Source organism: Kitasatospora sp. NPDC002543, assembly GCF_053594915.1.
This window is the reverse complement of record NZ_JBSFWR010000014.1, coordinates 47,104-65,478: the sequence shown is the minus strand read 5'-3', so window position 1 is coordinate 65,478 and position 18,375 is coordinate 47,104. Positions and strand designations below refer to the sequence as shown.

General features: G+C 75.2%; 18 protein-coding genes. 9 read left to right on the top strand and 9 right to left on the bottom strand.

The features are described 5' to 3' along the window. Window positions 1–53 precede the first annotated feature (53 nt). Window positions 54–3,389 (top strand): error-prone DNA polymerase, encoded by a 3,336-nt coding sequence (locus tag ACWD4P_RS09125; RefSeq protein WP_449779131.1) that lies wholly within the window; start codon window positions 54–56, stop codon window positions 3,387–3,389. Window positions 3,390–3,488: 99 nt separating this feature from the next. On the opposite strand, the gene ACWD4P_RS09120 is transcribed toward ACWD4P_RS09125, so the two are convergent. Then, complete coding sequence (locus tag ACWD4P_RS09120) at window positions 3,489–4,307, bottom strand: TIGR03084 family metal-binding protein (RefSeq protein ID WP_359829632.1); 819 nt, start codon at window positions 4,305–4,307, stop codon at window positions 3,489–3,491. A gap of 148 nt (window positions 4,308–4,455) precedes the next feature. On the opposite strand from ACWD4P_RS09120, the gene ACWD4P_RS09115 reads away from it, so the two are divergent. Then, entirely contained in the window at window positions 4,456–5,259 is an 804-nt protein-coding gene (locus ACWD4P_RS09115) for a LuxR C-terminal-related transcriptional regulator (protein WP_449779130.1), read from the top strand. On the opposite strand, the gene ACWD4P_RS09110 is transcribed toward ACWD4P_RS09115, so the two are convergent. Next, window positions 5,252–6,787: an AMP-binding protein gene (locus ACWD4P_RS09110; RefSeq protein ID WP_449779129.1), complete on the bottom strand. Its 1,536-nt coding sequence runs from the start codon at window positions 6,785–6,787 to the stop codon at window positions 5,252–5,254. The two genes, ACWD4P_RS09115 and ACWD4P_RS09110, sit on opposite strands and share 8 nt — an antisense overlap. A gap of 321 nt (window positions 6,788–7,108) precedes the next feature. Here ACWD4P_RS09110 and ACWD4P_RS09105 point away from each other — a divergent pair, with 321 nt between their 5' ends. Further along, a complete protein-coding gene (locus tag ACWD4P_RS09105; protein ID WP_449779128.1) occupies window positions 7,109–7,660 on the top strand; it encodes a GNAT family N-acetyltransferase in 552 nt (183 codons plus the stop codon). Between the two features lie 4 nt (window positions 7,661–7,664). Further along, window positions 7,665–8,051, top strand: coding sequence for a VOC family protein (locus tag ACWD4P_RS09100; RefSeq protein WP_449779127.1), 387 nt, complete (start codon window positions 7,665–7,667; stop codon window positions 8,049–8,051). Here the strand turns inward: ACWD4P_RS09100 and ACWD4P_RS09095 are convergent. Next, a complete protein-coding gene (locus ACWD4P_RS09095; RefSeq protein WP_449779126.1) occupies window positions 8,035–8,661 on the bottom strand; it encodes a maleylpyruvate isomerase N-terminal domain-containing protein in 627 nt (208 codons plus the stop codon). The two genes, ACWD4P_RS09100 and ACWD4P_RS09095, sit on opposite strands and share 17 nt — an antisense overlap. Window positions 8,662–8,867: 206 nt before the next feature. Next, complete coding sequence (locus ACWD4P_RS09090; RefSeq protein ID WP_449779125.1) at window positions 8,868–9,650, bottom strand: dioxygenase family protein; 783 nt, start codon at window positions 9,648–9,650, stop codon at window positions 8,868–8,870. Window positions 9,651–9,779: 129 nt separating this feature from the next. Between ACWD4P_RS09090 and ACWD4P_RS09085 the strand changes: the two genes are divergently transcribed. Further along, on the top strand, window positions 9,780–10,244 hold the full coding sequence (locus ACWD4P_RS09085; RefSeq protein ID WP_449779161.1) for a MarR family winged helix-turn-helix transcriptional regulator: 465 nt from the start codon (window positions 9,780–9,782) through the stop codon (window positions 10,242–10,244). Window positions 10,245–10,336: 92 nt separating this feature from the next. Here ACWD4P_RS09085 and ACWD4P_RS09080 read toward each other — a convergent pair whose 3' ends face one another. Continuing rightward, a complete protein-coding gene (locus ACWD4P_RS09080) occupies window positions 10,337–11,575 on the bottom strand; it encodes an RNA polymerase sigma factor (RefSeq protein WP_449779124.1) in 1,239 nt (412 codons plus the stop codon). Window positions 11,576–11,648: 73 nt separating this feature from the next. After that, on the bottom strand, window positions 11,649–12,020 hold the full coding sequence (locus tag ACWD4P_RS09075; RefSeq protein ID WP_449779123.1) for a YciI family protein: 372 nt from the start codon (window positions 12,018–12,020) through the stop codon (window positions 11,649–11,651). Between the two features lie 242 nt (window positions 12,021–12,262). Here ACWD4P_RS09075 and ACWD4P_RS09070 point away from each other — a divergent pair, with 242 nt between their 5' ends. After that, on the top strand, window positions 12,263–12,742 hold the full coding sequence (locus tag ACWD4P_RS09070; protein ID WP_449779122.1) for a hypothetical protein: 480 nt from the start codon (window positions 12,263–12,265) through the stop codon (window positions 12,740–12,742). A 140-nt stretch (window positions 12,743–12,882) separates the two neighbouring features. Then, on the top strand, window positions 12,883–13,401 hold the full coding sequence (locus tag ACWD4P_RS09065; protein ID WP_449779121.1) for a GNAT family N-acetyltransferase: 519 nt from the start codon (window positions 12,883–12,885) through the stop codon (window positions 13,399–13,401). 77 nt (window positions 13,402–13,478) lie between these two features. On the opposite strand, the gene ACWD4P_RS09060 is transcribed toward ACWD4P_RS09065, so the two are convergent. Continuing rightward, window positions 13,479–14,507, bottom strand: coding sequence for a LacI family DNA-binding transcriptional regulator (locus tag ACWD4P_RS09060; protein ID WP_449779120.1), 1,029 nt, complete (start codon window positions 14,505–14,507; stop codon window positions 13,479–13,481). Window positions 14,508–14,703: 196 nt separating this feature from the next. Between ACWD4P_RS09060 and ACWD4P_RS09055 the strand changes: the two genes are divergently transcribed. Then, window positions 14,704–15,657, top strand: a complete 954-nt coding sequence (locus ACWD4P_RS09055) for a DUF4436 family protein (RefSeq protein WP_449779119.1) — start codon at window positions 14,704–14,706, stop codon at window positions 15,655–15,657. A 7-nt stretch (window positions 15,658–15,664) separates the two neighbouring features. Here ACWD4P_RS09055 and ACWD4P_RS09050 read toward each other — a convergent pair whose 3' ends face one another. Next, the gene (locus tag ACWD4P_RS09050; protein ID WP_449779118.1) at window positions 15,665–16,534 is read right to left on the bottom strand and encodes a MurR/RpiR family transcriptional regulator; all 870 of its coding nucleotides are present in this window, start codon (window positions 16,532–16,534) and stop codon (window positions 15,665–15,667) included. A 72-nt stretch (window positions 16,535–16,606) separates the two neighbouring features. Here ACWD4P_RS09050 and ACWD4P_RS09045 point away from each other — a divergent pair, with 72 nt between their 5' ends. Continuing rightward, complete coding sequence (locus ACWD4P_RS09045) at window positions 16,607–17,464, top strand: EamA family transporter (RefSeq protein WP_449779117.1); 858 nt, start codon at window positions 16,607–16,609, stop codon at window positions 17,462–17,464. A gap of 58 nt (window positions 17,465–17,522) precedes the next feature. Here ACWD4P_RS09045 and ACWD4P_RS09040 read toward each other — a convergent pair whose 3' ends face one another. Next, a complete protein-coding gene (locus ACWD4P_RS09040) occupies window positions 17,523–18,275 on the bottom strand; it encodes a GNAT family N-acetyltransferase (protein WP_449779116.1) in 753 nt (250 codons plus the stop codon). Window positions 18,276–18,375: the final 100 nt, after the last annotated feature.

Sequence of the window (18,375 nt, the reverse complement as noted above, 5' to 3'; positions counted from 1 at the left end):
AGGGGGCAAGGAGGGGGGCAGGACGAGCACGAGAACGACGAAGGCAACCCCCGATGGGCTTCACCAGCCACCCCACCGTCCCCTGGACCGAACTGCACCGCCGGCTGACCGGCGCGGCACCGGACCGCACGGTCGTCCCGCTGCGCCGTCCCGTTCCCGAGGAGCCCCCGGGTTCCGGGGCCGAGCCCCCGGCCCCGGGCTCCTGCAAGCCCGCCGAGCCCTGGGCCGAGCTGCACGTCCACTCCGCCTTCAGCTTCCTGGACGGCGCCAGTGACCCGGAGGACCTGGTCGCCGAGGCGGTCCGGCTGGGCGTGGAGACCCTCGCGATCACCGACCACGACGGCCTGTACGGCGCCGTCCGGCTCGCCGAGGCGGCCCGGGGCACGGGCCTGGCCACCGTGTTCGGCGCCGAGCTGACGATCCGCCACGACGCCGCGACCGAGCACCTGCTGGTCCTCGCCCGCGACCCGGCCGGCTACCGCCGCCTCTCCGCCGCGATCGCCGCCGCCCAGCTGGCCGGCGGCGCCAAGGGCAACCCGGTGTACGACCTCGCGGCGCTCGCGGGGGCGCACGACGGCCACTGGGCGGTGCTCACCGGCTGCCGCCTCGGCCGGGTCCCCGCCGCCCTCGCCGCCGGGAGCGCGGGCCGAGCCGCGGGCCGAGCCGCGGACCGGAGCGCGAGCCAGGGCGCCGGCCGAGCCGCGGACCGGAGCGCGAACCACGGCACAGCCCAGGACGAGGCCGAGCACCGGCTCCGCACCCTCACCGAGGCGTTCGGCCGGGAGAACGTCCACGTCGAGCTGATCGACCAGTGGCTGCCCGGCGACGACCGGCGCAACGACGCCCTCGCCGCCCTCGCGGCGAAGGCGCGGCTCCCCGTCGTCGCCTCCACCAACGCCCACCACGCCGGCCCCGCCCAGGGCCGCCTCGCCCAGAGCCTCGCCGCGCTGCACGAGCGCCGCACCCTCCAGGAGGCGGTCGGCTGGACCGGTGCGGCCGGCGCCGCGCACCTGCGCTCGGGCCGCGAGATGGCCGGGCGGCTGGCCCGCTTCCCCGGGGTGCAGCGGGCCACCGTCGAACTCGGCCGGGCCTGCGCCTTCGACTTCGCCCGGCTGGACCCGGAGCTGCCCGGTTTCCCCGTCCCCGCGGGCGAGACCGAGATCAGCCATCTGCGCGCCCTGGTCGCGGCCGGCGGCCCGGCCCGCTTCGGCCCCCGCAACGCCGCCGCCCGCCGCCAGCTCGCCAAGGAACTGGACGTGATCGAGGACCTCGACCTGGCCGGCTACTTCCTGATCGTGCACGACATCGTGGACTTCTGCCGCCGCCGGGACATCTGGTGCCAGGGCCGCGGCTCGGCCGCCAACTCGGCGGTCTGCTACGCCCTGGGGATCACCGCCGTCGACCCGATCCACTACAAGCTGCTGTTCGAACGCTTCCTCTCCACCGCCCGGGACGGTCCGCCCGACATCGACCTGGACATCGAGAACCGCCGCCGCGAGGAGGTCATCCAGTACGTCTACGGCCGCTACGGGCGCGAGCACGCCGCCCAGGTCGCCAACGTGATCACCTACCGGCCCCGGCTGGCGATCCGCGACGCCGCCCGGGTGCTCGGCTACCCGCAGGGGCAGGTGGACGCGTTCAGCCGGCAGACCGACTTCCGCTCTGCCCCCGGCGCGGACGCCGTCATCCCGGCCGACGTGCTCTCGCTCGCCACCCAGCTCCACGGCCTGCCCCGCCACCTGGGCATCCACTCGGGCGGCATGGTGCTCACCCGGGAGCCGATCGGCGAGATCTGCCCCACCGAGTGGGCCCGGATGCCGGGGCGTTCCGTGCTCCAGTGGGACAAGGAGTCCACCGCGGGCGCCGGGCTGGTGAAGATCGACCTGCTCGGCCTCGGCATGCTCGCCGCCCTGCACGACGCCTGCGACCTGGTCGCCGAGCACCACGGTCTGCGCTACGACCTGGCGACCATCCCGGACGGCGACGCGGGCGTGTACGCGATGCTGCGCCGGGCCGACACCGTCGGGGTGTTCCAGGTCGAGTCCCGGGCACAGATGGCGACCCTGCCCCGGCTCAAGCCGGACCACTTCTACGACCTGGTGGTCGAGGTCGCGCTGATCCGCCCCGGCCCGATCCAGGGCGGCTCCGTCCACCCGTACCTGCGCCGCCGGGCCGGGGCGGAGCCGCCGGACTGTCCCCACCCGCTGATGGAGAACGCCCTCGGCAAGACCCTCGGGGTGCCGCTGTTCCAGGAGCAGATGATGCAACTCGCCATCGACTGCGCCGGGTTCACCCCCGCGGAGGCCGACCGGCTGCGCCAGGCGATGGGTGCCAAGCGCTCGCACGAGCGGGTCGCCCGGCTGCGCGAGCGGCTGCTCACCGGGATGGCTGAGCGCGGCATCCCGCCCGAGGTGGCCGAGGACGTCTACGGCAAGATCGAGGCCTTCTCCAGCTACGGCTTCCCGGAGAGCCACGCGATCAGCTTCGCCTACCTGGTGTACGCCAGCGCCTGGCTCAAGCACCACTTCCCGGCGGCCTTCACCTGCGCCCTGCTGGCCAACCAGCCGATGGGCTTCTACTCGCCGCTCAGCCTGGTCGCGGACGTCCGGCGGCACGGCGTGCGGGTGCGCGGGGTGGACGTCAACGCCAGCGGGGCGCGGCCCACCCTGGAGCCGTACCGGGGGCCGACCCCGAAGCCGCCGCTGACCGCGGGGCGCCCGCAGCCGGCGATCCGGCTCGGCCTGGAGACGGTGCGCGGCATCGGCACCCCGCAGGCCGAGGCGATCGTGGCCGGGCAGCCGTACGCCGGCCTGGAGGACTTCGCCCGCCGCACCGGCCTGCCCGGGCCCGCCCTGGAGGCGCTGGCGACGGCCGGGGCCTTCGACCGCTTCGGACTGACGCGGCGTCAGGCACTGTGGGCGGCGGGGGCGTTCGCCGGGATTTCGGCCGAGCTGATCCCCGGCACCACCCCCGGTACCGAGGCGCCGGAGCTGCCCGGCATGAGCCCCGTCGAGGAGACCATCGCCGACCTGTGGGCCACCGGCACCTCCGCCACCAGCCACCCGCTCCAGCACCTGCGCGACCGGCTGGAGCGCGGCGGCGCCCTCAGTGCCGCCCGACTCCCGGACGTGCCACCGGGAACGGAGGTGGTGGTCGGCGGCCTGGTGACCCACCGGCAGCGGCCGCCGACGGCCGGCGGGGTGCTCTTCCTCAGCCTGGAGGACGAGACCGGGCTGATCAACGTGATCTGCAACCGCCCGGTCTGGGAGTCCCAGCGCCGCACCGCCCTGGACCGTGCCGGACTGCTGGTCCACGGCCGCATCGAGCGCGACCGGGGCGCCACCAACCTGATCGCCACCCGGCTCACCCCGCTCCGGATCGGCCTCTGACGGCCGCCCTCTGGGGGCTGCCCGTTGTGAGGGGCGATCTCCGGGGGCGACCCCTGCGAACCGGCCCGGGCGGGTGGGCCGGTGCCCGGCGGGGCGTGCCTACGCTCCGGGCCGCCGGCCCTTGCCCGGGGCTCCGGCGAAGGCCTGGGCGATCGGCAGCCAGGCGGTGGCGACCGGCCCGGTGGCGGTGAGGGCGAGGTCGTCGCGGTGGCGGCGCTGGGTCACCAGCAGGCAGAAGTCCAGGGCCGGGCCGGCCACGACGTCCTGTGCCCCGGCCGGTCCGATGGGCCAGGGGGTGCCGTCGGGCGCGGTCAGTTCGAGCCGGACCGGGTGCTCGGGCGCGGGCAGTCCGTGCAGGGTGAAGGCGAAGCCCAGGGTGCGCAGCCCCAGGTGGGCGATGTGCCGCAGCCGGTCGGTGGGCTCGCGGGTGGCGCCGAGCGCGTCCGCGACGTCCTGGCCGTGTGCCCAGGTCTCCATCAGCCGGGCGGTGGCCATCGAGGCGGGCTTCATCGGCGGGCCGAACCAGGGCAGCCGGAGGTCGGCGGGGGCGGTGCCGAGCGCTGCCCGCACCTCCGCCCGCCCGGCCCGCCAGCGGGCCAGCAGAGCCGCGGGCTCGGCGGCCGCACCCGTGCGGGCGCCCTCCTCGACCGGGTCGGCGCCGGCCGCGAGCAGCTCGGTGAAGTGCCCGCCGAGCGAGGCGCGGAAGCCCTCCGGGTCGTGTGCGGCCAGGGCCGTCCAGTCGTCGGTCCACGCCAGGTGGGCGATCTGGTGGGCGACCGTCCAGCCCTCGGCGGGGGTGGGGCGGGCCCAGCCGTCGGCCGGCAGCTCGGCCACCAGCGCGTCCAGGTCGGCGCTCTCGTCCCGCAGGTCGGCCAGCAGGCCCTGGAGGACGTCGCCCGCGGCGTTCGGGTCGGTCATCGGCTTCCCCTCAAGATCAAGGCTGTTGCTACCCGTCGGTAGCCCGCGGCGGCACCCTACGCCCGGCCCGGCGCCGGTGCCCGCGACTCCGAGAAACACGCATGTCAGGAGTCTCGCCACCGGCCCCATCGCGTGTGACAATTCCGCGATGACCAGGGCTGCGGACACCCCCACCGCCGCGCAACCCGGCGGCGACGCCGCGCGACCGGGCACCCCCACCGCCGCGCGGACCGACGACCCCGAACTCGCCGCGCGCGCCGCCGAGCTGGTCCGGGACGCGGTGCTCGGCGACCTCGCCCGCCGGGTGGTGGGCGAGTGCGGTGCCGACGTCGGCCTGGTCGGCGTGCCCGAGCCGCTGCCCGGGAGGGGCTCCGGCCGCGAGGGCATGGTGCTGCGCCACTGGGCCGGCACCCGGGCCGACCTGCTGCACGAGGTGCCCGTCCCGGCCGGGCTCGGCCTCGGCGGCCGGGCGCTCGCCGAGCGCGCGCCCACCTGGGTGCCCGACTACCGTGCCGCCACGACCATTTCGCACGACTACGACGCGGCCGTCGCCGCCGAGGACCTGTACGCGATGCTCACCGTCCCGCTGCTGCACGGCGGCACCGTGCACGGAGTGGTGTACGCCTCGCTGCGCGCCGTCGTGCCGTTCGGCGACGTCCGGATCTCCGCCGTCGGCAAGCTGGCCGCGGCGGCCACCCGGGCACTCGCCGGAGCCGCGGCCTGGAGCGGCGAGAAGCCCCGACCGGCCGCCCCCGTACGGCCGTTGACCCCGCGGGAGCACGAGGTGCTGCGCTGGGCGGCGACCGGCCGCACCAACCCGGAGATCGCCGCCCACCTGGGCCTCACCTGCAACACCGTGACCGGTTACCTCAAGTCCGCGATGCACAAGCTCGGGGTCCGCAACCGCACCGAACTGGCCGTCGCGGCCAAGGAGTCGGGGCTCGTCAGTTGACCTGGCGGTCCCGCCCGGCCCAGTACGGCTCGCGCAGCCGGAACTTCTGCAGCTTGCCGGTGGCGGTGCGCGGCAGGGCCTCCCGGAACTCCACCGTGGTGGGGGACTTGTAGCCGGCCAGCCGCTGCTTGCAGTGCGCGATCAACTCGGCCTCGGTGACGGCCTCCTGGTCCTCCCGGAGCACCACCAGCGCCTTGATCGTCTCGCCCCACCTCTCGTGCGGCACCCCGATCACGGCCACTTCGGCGACCGCCGGGTGGCCGTACAGGCAGTCCTCCACCTCGATCGAGGAGACGTTCTCCCCGCCGCTGATGATGACGTCCTTCTTCCGGTCCGAGATGGTGAGCCGGCCGTCGGTGAGGGTGCCGCCGTCGCCGGTGTGGAACCACTCGTCGCGCAGTGCCTCGGCGGTGGCCTCCGGCTGCCGCCAGTAGCCGTCCAGCACGGTGTTGGAGCGCACCAGCACCTCGCCGGACGCGTCGATCCGCAGCCGGGTGCCCAGCGCCGGGGCGCCGGCCTGCACCAGCTTCTCGGCGCGTTCGGCGGCCGGCAGGGCGTCCCACTCGGCGCGCGAGCGGTTGACCGTGACCAGCGGGGAGGTCTCGGTCAGGCCGTAGAGCTGCATGAACTCCCAGCCCAGCTGCTCCTCGACCTGCTGGATCACCGAGGTGGGCGGCGGGGCGCCGGCCACGATCATCCGCACCCGGTCCCGGCCGGGCACGGGGCCGTCCCAGTCGGCGGCCGCGTCCAGCACCATCTGCACCACGGCGGGCGCGCCGGACAGGAAGGTCACCCCGTGCCGCTCGACCCGGCGCAGGATCTCGGCGCCGTCGACCTTGCGCAGCACGATGTGCCGTCCGCCGAGCCCGGTGATCGCGAACGGCAGGCCCCAGCCGTTGGCGTGGAACATCGGCAGGGTGTGCAGGTACACGTCCCGGTCGTTCGCGCCGTAGTGCAGGCCCATCAGCGTCGCGTTCAGCCACGCGTTGCGGTGGGTGATCCGAACGCCCTTGGGGCGGGCGGTGGTTCCGCTGGTGTAGTTGATGGTGGCGGTGTCGTTCTCGTCCACCGCGTAGTGCCGCGGGGTGCCGTCGAAGTCGTACAGCACGGCGTCGCTGTCCGCGCCGATCACGAACGTGTGCTCGGCCACCACACCGCTGAGGGTGTCGGCGACCTCGGGGTCGACCAGCAGCACGGAGGCGCCGCTCTGCCGGACGATGTACGACACCTCCTCGGCCTTCAACCGGAAGTTGACCGGCACCAGTACCCGGCCGTACCCGCTCACCCCGAAGAACGAGGCCAGCAGCCGGGCCGAGTTGTGCGAGACGACCGCGACCCGCTCGCCGGGCCCGACGCCGAGCCGGTCCAGCCCGGCGGCCTGGGCCCGGGCCAGCTCGGCGACCCGGCGGTAGCTCAGCTCGCCCCAGGAATCGGCCGGCTGCACCGGCTCGTCGACGATGCCGACCCGGTCGCCGTAGACCAGCTCGGCGCGGTCGAGGAAGTCCATCACGGAGAGTGGAATCTGCATGGGGCTCACTGTCCTCTCCCGCCCGCTCCCTGCACACCCCCGATCGGGGGTGTCACCCGTGGGGGCGCGGATGCCGCATCCTGGTCCGGGCCGGTGTCCGCGTCCGCACGGACGAGCGCCCCCGCGCCCGCGCCCGGGCCCTCCGGCTGCTAGGAAGGTCCGGGGGCCCGGGAAGGCCCCACGCAGGGACCACCCACGGGGAACGGGGAGCACACCATGGACGACCAGCGGTCCGGCACGCCCGACGAGGCCGCCGGCCCCGGCCTCCGCCGACGCCGGCCCCACCCACCCGGAGCGGGCCGGGAAGGGCCCCGGCCCCACGTGACCGCCACCGCGCCCCTGACGGCCGACGGCCTGCTGCTGCGCCCCTTCGAGGACGCCGACGCGCCCGCCCTGATCGAGGCCTACCGGGACGAGACCCTGCGCCGCTTCACCCGCACCCCGGTGGACGACGCCGAGCAGGCCGCGCACTGGCTGCGCCTCCAGCGCGAGGGCCGGGCGGCCGGCATCCGGTACTCCTTCGCGGTCCTGGACGCCGGCGAGCTGGTCGGCAACGTGGTGCTCAAGCGCGGCGCCCCGGGCGGCGGGACGGCCGAGGTGGGCTACTGGACGGCGGGCCCGGCCCGCGGCCGGGGTGTCGCCCCGCGGGCGGTGGAGGCCCTCACGGTCTGGGCCTTCGCCACCTTCGCCGCCGACGGCCTGCACCGGATGGACCTGCTGCACGAGGGCGACAACCATGCCTCCTGCCGGGTCGCGGAGAAGAGCGGCTACGCCTTCACGGAGATCGTTCCGGCCTTCCCGCCGTACCCGCTGGACGGCCACCGGCATTCCCGGAAGCGACTGGACGTCTCCGAACGGCGTGGTTCAGAGTAGGCGCATGGCTTCCCTGGTACGACATGTGACGATCGACTGCGTCGACCCGCAGTCCCTGGCCGCCTTCTGGGCCGAGGCCCTGGACGGCACCGTCGGCGAGGAGGACGACCCCGGTGACGGGCTGGCCGTGGTGGAGTCCGCCGGTGCCTCGCTGCTCTTCATCCGGGTTCCGGAGGGCAAGTCGGTGAAGAACCGGGTCCACCTCGACCTCCAGCCGCAGGACCGCAGCCGGGACGAGGAGGTGGAGCGCCTGGTCGCCCTGGGCGCCACCGTGCTGGACGACCGCCGCGGCCCGGACGGCAAGGGCTGGGTGGTCCTCTCCGACCCGGAGGGGAACGAGCTGTGTGTCGAGCGCAGCGGGGCCGAGCGGATCGTCACCGGCGAGGCCTGAGCCCGCGGGACGCGCCCTGATCGGGCCACTCGCCCATGGCCGCCCGCCAGGTCCACGAGGACTTGCGCGGGCGGCCGTTCAGTTCCCCGCGCCCGGTGCACCAGAGCAGCACCCGCGCCGGGTGGGCGGCGGGCTCCTGCGGTGCGTGCGGGAAGAGCCGGTCGAGTGCGAAGCGGCAGAGTTCGGCGGGCGGCTGCCAGGGCAGGCCGAGGCCGCTGGTGATGTCGTGGGTGTGGAGCAGGGTCTCGGCGACGCCCATGGCGGCGAAGCCGAGCGGTTCGCAGGGGCCGTGGTGGTAGGCGCGCAGCTCGGGCGGGGCGGCGTCCAGGGCGGTGGCGAGGAGCCCGGCGGCGGCGGTGACCACGGTGAGCACCTGGGCCGGGTCGGCCTCGGGGCGGACGGTGAGGTCCAGCGGCAGGTAGCGGTCCCGGGGGCGGGCGGCGAGCTGGCCGGCGTAGGCGAGCAGGTCGTGGGCGATGTGGGCGGCGGTGTCGCGGCAGCTCCACTCCAGGAGTCCGGCGGGTGCGTCCCAGTCGCGGTCCCCGGCGTGCGGGGCGAGGACGGCCAGCGAGGCGTCCAGGGCGGCCCGTACGGCGTCTCCGTTGCGCACGATCACTCCTCCGGCGTCGGTTCATGCTGCGACGGAGCGTCACACGACAGGGCCGGTGTCCGGGCCCGCGCCGCGAGTTCGTCCGATAACCGACCCTGTCTGGCGCGACCCGTCCCGTCGGCGCCTGCCGGAGCGCATCGGCGGGCGCTTCATCTGCGGCTCCCGGTGACGGCCCCGGGCTCGGGGCCGTCACCGGCCGGCCGGGTTCAGCCCAGCTGGACGGAGCGCTTGGCCAGGCCCATCCAGAACCCGTCGATGACGCTGCGCTGGCTGTCCAGGTCGGCCTCGCCGGCGCCGAGGGTGACGAACAGCGGGGCGAAGTGCTCGGTGCGCGGGTGGGCCAGCCGCCCGGCCGGGGCCTTGTGCTCGAAGTCGAGCAGGGCGTCCAGGTCGTGGGCCTCCAGGGCGCGCCGGCCCCAGTCGTCGAACTCGGCCATCACCGAGGTGACCCGGCCGTCGTTGCTGAGCGCCCGCAGGTTGTGGGTGAAGAAGCCGCTGCCGACGATCAGCACGCCCTCGTCGCGCAGCGGGGCGAGCTTGCGGCCGATCTCCATCAGCCGCTGCGGGTCGAGGGTGGGCAGCGAGATCTGGAGCACCGGCACGTCGGCCTCCGGGTACATCTCCACGAGCGGGACGTACGCGCCGTGGTCGAGCCCGCGGTCGGGGATGTCCTGGACGGGCGTGCCGGGGGCGCGCAGCAGCTTGCGCACGCGCTCGGCGAGCTCCGGCGCGCCGGGGGCGGCGTACTGGACCTCGTAGTAGTGCTGGGGGAAGCCCCAGAAGTCGTAGACCAGGGGGAGGGTGGTGACGGCGCCGAGGGCGAGCGGGGCCTCCTCCCAGTGGGCGGAGACCATCAGCACGGCCTTGGGCCGGGGCAGGTCGGCGGACCAGGCGGCGAGCTGGCCCGGCCAGACGGGGTCGTCGGCCAGCGGCGGCGCGCCGTGCGACAGGTACAGAGCGGGCATGCGCTCGGGGGTCGCGGTGCTCATGGCGTCCTCCTCGGGACCGGTTCGACCTGTTTCGACCAGCAGGTAGTTCAAATTTGAACGTCTACTCCGATCGACGGTACACCTTTGTTCGAATTTGAACAACAGGAGTAGGCTGCAGCCATGTCCTCTCTGAACGAACCCCGCTGGCTCGACCCGGACGAGGCGGCCGCCTGGCGGGGCTTCGTCGTCGCGAGCAACCTGCTCAACCGGCGGCTGGAGCGCCAGCTCAAGGAGGACTCCGGACTCTCCCACCAGCAGTACGAGATCCTGGTGCACCTGTCCGCCGCCCCCGGCCACTCGCTGCGGATGACCGAGCTCGCCGACAAGCTGGTCACCTCCAAGAGCGGCCTGACCTACCAGGTCACCCAGCTGGAACGGACCGGCCTGGTCGCCCGCCGCTCCTGCCCCAGCGACATCCGCGGCGTCTTCGCCGAACTCACCGACCAGGGGCGGGAGGCGCTGCGCCAGGCCGCACCCGGACACGTCGCCCTGGTGCGCGAGCTGCTGATCGACGTGCTCACCCGGGAACAGCTCGCGGTGCTCGCCGAAGGCCTCGGCGCGGTCAGCGCCCGGCTGCGTCTGGAGGACTCCTAGGGCGTGTCTGACAATTCCCGCCGGGCGTGCGACGCCAATTGTCAGACACGCCCTAGGGATCGTCCCCGCCCTCCCGCCGGGCCGGACGGCCCTCAGCCGCCCCCGCCGAGCGACGCCGCCCGCTCCAGCAGCAGCTCCCGCTCCCGCTCGTTGCGGGTCAGCCCCGCCGCCCGCTCGAACTCCGCCCGGGCCTCCGCCGTCCGCCCCAGCCGGGCCAGCAGGTCGCCGCGCACGCTCGGCAGCAGGTGGTAGTCGCGCAGCGCCGGCTCCCGCGTCAGCCCGTCCACCAGTTCCAGCGCCACCGCCGGGCCCCGGGCCATCGACACCGCTACCGCCCGGTTCAGCGCCACCACCGGGGACGGCGACAGCGCCAGCAGCCGCTCGTACAGCGCGGCGATGGTCGTCCAGTCGGTGTCCTCGTAGCGCCGGGCCTTGGCGTGGCAGGCGGCGATCGCGGCCTGGACCGAGTACGGTCCGGTGCCCGCCCGCTGCAACGCCTCGAACCCGCGCCGGATCAGCAGCCCGTCCCAACGGGCCCGGTTCTGCTCGGCCAGCAGCACCGGGCGCCCGTCCGGGCCGGTCCGGGTGGCCGTGCGCGAGGCCTGGAGCTCCAGCAGCGCGGCCAGCCCGTGCGCCTCCGGCTCGGCCGGCATCAGCGCCGCCAGCACCCGGGCCAGCCGCAGCGCGTCCTCGCACAGCTGCGGGCGGAGCAGGTCGTCCCCCGCGGTCGCCGCGTAGCCCTCGTTGAAGATCAGGTAGATGACCTCCAGCACCGAGGAGAGCCGCCGCGCCCGGTCCTGCCCGTACGGGACCTCGAACGGCACGTCCGCCGTCGCCAGCGTCCGCTTCGCCCGGACGATCCGCTGCGCCACCGTCGGCTCGGGCACCAGGAAGGCGCGGGCGATCTCCGGGGTGGTCAGCCCGCCGAGCAGCCGGAGGGTGAGCGCGATCCGGGCCCGCGCCGACAGCACCGGATGGCAGGCGGTGAAGATCAGCCGCAGCAGGTCGTCGTCGATGGACTCCGGCCCGTCCGGCTCCGGGGGCGGCACGTCCCGCGCCGACCGGCCGACCTCGGCGAGCTTGCGGGCGTACACCTCCCGGCGGCGGACCAGGTCGACCGCCCGGTGCTTGGCGGTGGCCGTCAGCCAGGCGCCCGGGTTGTCCGGGACGCCCTCCCGCGGCCACCGCTCCAGCGCCGCCACCAGCGCGTCCTGCGCCAGCTCCTCGGCGATGCCGACGTCCCGCACGATCCGCGCGGCGGCGGCGATGATCCGCGCGGACTCGATCCGGAACACCGTCTCGACGGCCGTGGCCGCCTCCCTCTCCGTCACGGCCACCCATCAGAGCAGTCGGCGCGGGAGGAGGCAAACGCTGCCACGGTCGTCGACCGGGATGTCCGGGCCGCTACTTCGGCGGCTCCGGCATCTCGTCGATCCGCCGGACCTCCGCCTCGACCTGCCAGTGCGCGGGGTGGACCCGCAGGAAGCGCCGGGTCCACTCCAGGGCCTCGGCCTGGTCCTTGCACTGGAGGATGGCGTAGCCGCCGACGACCTCCTTGGTCTCGGTGAACGGCCCGTCCGTGCAGCCGATGTCCCCGTCCTTCCAGGTCAGCCGGGTGCCCTGGGAGGTCGGGGTGAGGCCGGCGGTCTCCAGCATCACGCCGGCCTTGGTGATCTCCTCGAACAGGGCCCCCATCCGCTGTTCGAAGCCGGGGTCCGGCTCCCAGCCCCCGCGGGCGTTCTCGTCGATGCGGATCAGGGTCATGAAGCGCGGCATGGTGACTCCTCGGTCGTGCGGGCGGGGCCCCTCCCCGCCTCTCACCCCTGCGTCGAACGGGCCGGTGCCGGATCGACATCCGCCGCGAAGAATTCTTCCGACTTTTCCCGTCCTTCGCCCGGAAGCCGCAGCTGCGAGCCGATGTCCACCATTTCCCTCGTATCTGCGAATGCCGGGGCGGTCGTTCGGGTAGTCCTCCTCGCGGGCCGCAGCGCCGCGGCCCGCGAGGAGGGAGCGCCCCCATGACCCCCATGACCCCCGTGACCCCCGTGAGACCCACCGTCCGACTGCACGGCCACCTCGACCGCCCCGCCGAACTGACGGTCGCGCAACTGCGCGACCTCCCCGCCCGCCGGGTGGAGGCCGGCTTCGACTGCCGGACCGCGGGCGAGCGGCGCCACGGCTACGAGGGCCCGGCGCTGCTGGACGTGCTGCGCTCGGCCCGGCCCCGGATCGACTTCTCCGGCCGCAAGCAGCGGCTGCGCTTCCTGCTCTCCGTGGTCGGCGCCGACGGTCACCGGGCGGTGGTCTCCTGGGCCGAGATCGACCCGGACTTCGGCGGCCAGGAGATCCTGCTCGCCACCAGCGTGGACGGCGCCCCGCTGGACGCCGCGGGCCCGCAGCTCGTCGTCCCCGACGACCACTGCGGCGCCCGCTACGTCAGCGCCGTCACCGCCGTCTGGCTCGGTCCCCTCGGCGATCCGTCGCGCCCCGCGGCCTGATGCCCGGGCGCCCGCCCGGCGGGCTGGCCGCCGCCCTGCCGCCCCGGCCCCGGGTCCGCACGCCGGAACCCGTCGGAAGGGGCCGGACGGCGGTTCGAAAACACTCGCCGGAGCCGGGTTTCCGTGCCAACATGCCCCATATGGGGACGATTCTGCACGGCACCTTGGTCACGCTCCGCCCGGCCACCGGCGAGGACATTCCGGCACTGGCGGCCATCCGCGGAACGCCCGAGGTGTTCTCCCGCTGGCGGGGCGGCGACGACCTGGCCGGCGAGGTCGCCAACGACCTGGAGTCGCCCGGCACCGAGACCTTCGCGATCGACCTCGGCGGCAAGGTGGTCGGCGCCATCCAGTGGTACGCCAACAACGACGACGAGTACCGGCACGCCGGGATGGACCTCTACCTCGACCCGACGGTGCACGGCCTCGGCCTCGGCACCGACGCGGTGCGCACGATGGCCCGGTACCTCGTGCACGAGCACCACTACCACCGGCTGGTGATCGACCCGGCCGCGGACAACCTCGCCGCGATCCGCTGCTACACCAAGGTCGGCTTCCGCACCGTCGGCACCATGCGCCAGTACGAGCGCGGCGCGGACGGCAGCTGGCACGACAACCTGCTGATGGACCTGCTCGCGGACGAACTGCTCGAAGACTGAGGGGGGTGGCGCGCCGGCCCGGGCGGCAGGCCCGCCCCACGCCCGGGCCCGGTGCCGGACCGGGCCCGTGCCGCCCGTCAGCCCCGCTCCACCGCCGGCGGGCAGCCGCAGGAGCGCCGGACCACCAGGCGGGCCGGGAAGATGCGGGCGCCCCGGGCACGGCGCTCCGGCCCGCCCAGGACGAGTTCCACCGCGGCCCGGGCCATCTCGTCCTGCGCCGTGGTGACGGTCGTCAGCGCGGGCCCGGCGATCACCGCTTCGGCGATGTCGTCGAAGCCGGCCACCGCGAGGTCCTCCGGCACCCGTATGCCGAGGTCGTCGGCGGCCCGCAGCAGGCCGATCGCCTGGTCGTCCGTCGCGCAGAACACGGCGGCGGGCCGGTCGGGCCGGGCCAGCAGGGCGAGCGCCTCGGCGTGCGCCCGGACCCGGTCGAACGGCGCCGGGGTGAGCCGTCCCGCGGTGGACAGCCCGGCCTCCTCCATCGCGGCGACCCAGCCGGCCGTCCGCCCGGTGACCGGGTCGTGCGGGCTGAGCGCGAGGGTGCCGCCGAAGCAGTGCACCTCGGTGTGCCCGTGCCCGAGCAGGTGGCGGACCACCTCGCGGGCGCCGCCCTCGTCGTCCGCGACCACGGCGACGCCCTCGGTGGTCTCCGCCCGGTGGTGCAGCAGCACCACGGGGGTGCCGTCGGCCACGTCGAAACCGGTCAGCCCGGGGGTGGCCGGGTCCTGGGTGACCAGGATCAGACCGTCCACCTGCATCCCGAGGAAGGCGCGGATGTAGTGCGCCTCGCGCTCGTCGGCGTAGTCGGAGTTGCCGATCAGCAGCAGTCGGCCGTGCTCCGCGGCGGCCTGCTCGACGGCGTGCGCGAGCCCGGCGAAGAAGGGCTGGCGGGCGTCCGGGACGACCATCCCGAGCAGGTCGGTCCGCCGTCGGGCCATCGCCTGGGCGACCCGGTTCGGCCGGTAGCCGAGCTCCTCGACCGCCGCGAGCACCCGCGCCCGGGTCGCGGCCGCCACCGGCCGCGGTCCGTCGTTGATCACATAACTCACGACCGCCGTGGACGTCCCCGCCACCCGCGCCACATCGTCCCGCGTCACCCTCGCCATGACCGTTGAGCCTACACAGCCCCTCCGACCAGCGTATTTGTCGAGTCTCCGGCGGCGCCACCGTCCGTTCACCCGCCCGTGCGGCCGGGCCCGCGCCCCGATCGGCCGCCTGCGGTTGCGCACCGGCCGCGCCCACCCGGAGGGTGGCTGGACAGGCGGCCCCGGAGCCGCCACCGCCGAGCGTGGGAGCAGGCCGATGAGCGCGCCGCCGCACCGGCGGGCCGTCCGGCGCACACGCCCGGCGGCCCGGCCGCGGGTCCGCATCCACGCCCGGGTGCGGGCCGCCCGGGCCGCGCCGCCGGTGCCCAGGGTCGCGCCCTGGCGCCCGTACGCCGTGCTGGCGGTGATCCTGCTGTTCTGCGCGGCCGGGCTGCTGCTCTACCTCAACGAGCGGTCCAGCCGCAGCCACGCCCAGGTGGTGGGCGCCGCGCCCGGGCCGGACGTCCTGGAGGTGGACGTGACGCTCCAGCGGGTGGACGCGGCCTCGCAGACGCTCACCGCGAAGATCCTGGTCCAGCCGCACGGCGCGCTGGCGCGGCCGGAGAGCCTGCTGGTCCCGGCGGGGGACGTGGTGCTGGAGACCACCTCGCTGGAACAGACCACGCTCAAGTACCCGGCCGGCCAGCAGATCGGCTCCAGCGTGGTGACCTTCAACCTCCTCGACGGGCGGGTCTCGGACTACCCGTTCGACCACTACAACGCGTACGTCGGGTTCCAGGCCACCGTCGGCGGGCAGCCGGCCCCGGTGGTGATCGGCCTGACCGAGGCCGACCCCTTCTTCGTCTTCCGGCGGGCGAACGAGGAGGACGACGGCCTCGGCGTCGTCGTGACCGAACGGATCAGCCGCTCCCGCAGCACCTTCATCCTGGCCTGGTTCATGATGGCCGCGATGTGGGCGCTGGCGCTGTCCGTGCTGGTCGCGGCCTGGCTGATCGTCCGGCAGCGGCGCGGCATCGTCTGGCCCGCCCTCGGCTGGATGGCGGCCACGCTGTTCGCCCTGGTCGGCATGCGCAACGCCGCGCCCGGCAACCCGCCGATCGGCTCGCTGCTGGACTACGCGGCGTTCTTCTGGGCGGAGCTGCTGGTCGCGGTCGGCCTGACCATGGTCGTGGTGCGCGGCGCCCGCGTCGAGGGAGGGCACAAACAGTGAGCGGGCCTCAGTACGCGTAGTCCGCGGTGACGTCCGCCGACAGGCCGAGGGCGCGCTCGGCGCGGGGCCCGCGCAGGGCGAGCAGGGTCTGGGCGAGGGCGTCCACGGCGGCCAGGTGGGCGAGCCGGCTGGCGGTGGTCTCCAGCCCGAAGACCAGGTCCTGCCCGCCGGCGACCAGGGCCAGGGTGGACGTCTCGGTCAGCGGCGAGCGGGCGTAGCTGGTGAGCGCCAGCACCTCGGCGCCGGCCTCGCGGGCCAGGCGGGCGGCGTCCACCACGCTGCGGGTGGCTCCGGTGTGGCTGACGGCCAGGCAGGCCGTGCCCGGGCCCAGCCCGGCGGCGGCCAGCTGGGCGGTGATCGGGTCGGCCGGGGCGTCCACCAGCAGGCCGAGCGCCCGCAGCCGGTACGCGAGGTCGAGGACCACCGCGCCGGACAGGCCGGCGCCGAGCAGCACCACCCGGCTCGCGTCGTCCAGCGCCGCCGCGGCCGCCCGCAGATCGGCCGCGGAGAGGGTGGCGGTGAGGCCGTCCAGGGCGGCCCGGGCGGCGCGCAGCGTCTCGGCGAGCGCCCGGGCCGCCGGGTCGTCCTCGTCGCCGGCGGGGGCGGGCGCGGGGGCGGGGGCCTGCCGGGCGGCGGCGATCTTCAGCTCCTGGTAGCCGCGGAAGCCCAGCCGCTGACAGGCCCGGACCACCGAGGAGGGGGCGGTGCCGGCCAGCGTGGCGACGTCGCTGACGCTCAGGTGCACCAGGTCGGCGCCCCGGTCGAGCACCACCTGGGCGACGCGGGCCTCGGTGCCGCGCAGCTCGCCGAGCCGGGCCCGGATCTGCGCGGCCAGCCGGGATTCCAGGGGCGTGAAATATTCGGAACGCTCTTCCATGGATCCAGGGTATCGTGGAATCCGGTTCCAGGCCTGCCGATTCCGGGCGGGCCGTTCGAGGGGAGGTCCGTGATGGTCGGAGGCGTCCCGGCGGTGCCCGTGGCCGTGTTCACGGCGGCCGTGCTGCACGCCGTCTGGAACGGGCTGGCGCACCGGATCCCGGACAAGCTGGTCGGCTTCACGCTGATCAACCTGACGTACACGGCCTGCGCGCTCGTCCTGGTGGCGCTCAACCCGCTGCCGGCGGCCGGCGCCTGGCCGTACCTGCTGGCCTCGGTCGCGGTCCAGGTGACGTCCACGGTGCTGCTGCTGCGGGCCTACCAGCTGGGGGACTTCGGCCAGATGTACCCGATCGCGCGGGGCAGCGCGCCGCTGCTGGTCGCCCTCCTGTCGGCCACCCTGCTCGGCCAGCGGCTGGGCCCGGGCGAGCTGCTGGGCGTGCTGGTGATCTCCTGCGGGCTGTTCGGCCTGGCCTTCGCCCGGGGGATACCCGGGCGGGCGCAGCTGCCCGCCCTCGGGGCCGCCGCCGGAACGGGCGTGATGATCGCGGTGTACACGGTGCTGGACGGCAGCGGCGTGCGGGAGTCCGGGACGGTCGGCGGCTACGTGGCCTGGCTGTTCCTGCTGCAGGGGCCGGTGCTGGCGCTGATCGTCCGGGTCCGGCGCGGCCCCGGCCTGCTCGCCGGGGCGGGCCGTGCGGTGCCGCTGGGCATCGTCGGCGGTGTGCTCTCGCTGACGGCGTACGGGCTGGTGGTCTGGGCCCAGGCCCGGGGAGACCTCGCGACGATCGCGGCGCTGCGCGAGACCAGCATCGTGATCGCCGCACTGATCGCCGCGGTGGTGTTCCGCGAGCGCCTCGGCAGGCTGCGGCTGACGGCGGCGTTCACCGTGCTGGGCGGGATAGCCGTCCTGGAACTCGCCCGGCCCTGAGCCGCCGGGTCGCGGCCGGGCTCAGGGGTGCGGGCGCGGGCGAGGTCCGGGCTCGGACCTACTCGGCGTCGGGCACGACCACCGTCAGGGAGGTCTCCTGGTGCAGGAAGCCCAGTGACTCGTAGAGGCGGCGGGCCGGGTTGCCCTCGGAGACCACCAGGGTCATGTCGGCGAGCCCGCGGGCGGCGGCGTCGCCGACGGTGCGGCGCAGCAGGTCGGCGCCGAGGCCGCGGTAGCCGCGCTCCGGGTGGCGGAAGACGTCGGCGATCCAGGGGCGGCCGTCGCGGTCGGTGAGGACCAGCCCGGCGACCACCCGGTCCTCGGTGTCCACCGCGAGCAGGCTGGACGGCAGCACCGGGCCGATGACCTCGCCGGCGAGCAGCGGGAGGAGGCGCTCGGCCAGCACCTGGGCGTCCTCGCCGGGGTAGTGGTCGACGTGGTCGACGGGGAAGGCGGCCCGCCAGGCCTCGTACAGCTCCTCGGGCGCGCGGTCGCAGGGCACCGCCCGCAGGCCCTCGCGCAGCGGCGTGGCCGCCCAGTCGGCGGGCGGGGGATCGGCGCGCAGGTCACGGCGGAAGGTGTGGGCGTGCCGCAGCACCCGCGCACCGTCCGCCACCAGCTGCTGCCCGAGCCCGGGCGGACCGGAGACCACCCAGCCGGGCAGCTCGGCCCGGATGAAGCCGGCGGCGTCCGCCGACTCGTCCAGGACCTCCAGCAGGTCGGCCCAGGGACGCCCCTCCCGTTCGTCCAGCAGGTAGCGCAGTACCGGCTTGCCGTCGGCGTCCTGCCTGACCACCCAGTCCTCGGCCATGGCCCACCCCACAATCCTGTGATCGTTCGTCGGCGGCCCATGCTCACCGAGGCCCTGCCCTCCGGCAACCGGTTATTTCCGGCCACCAGGGCGCCTGGTG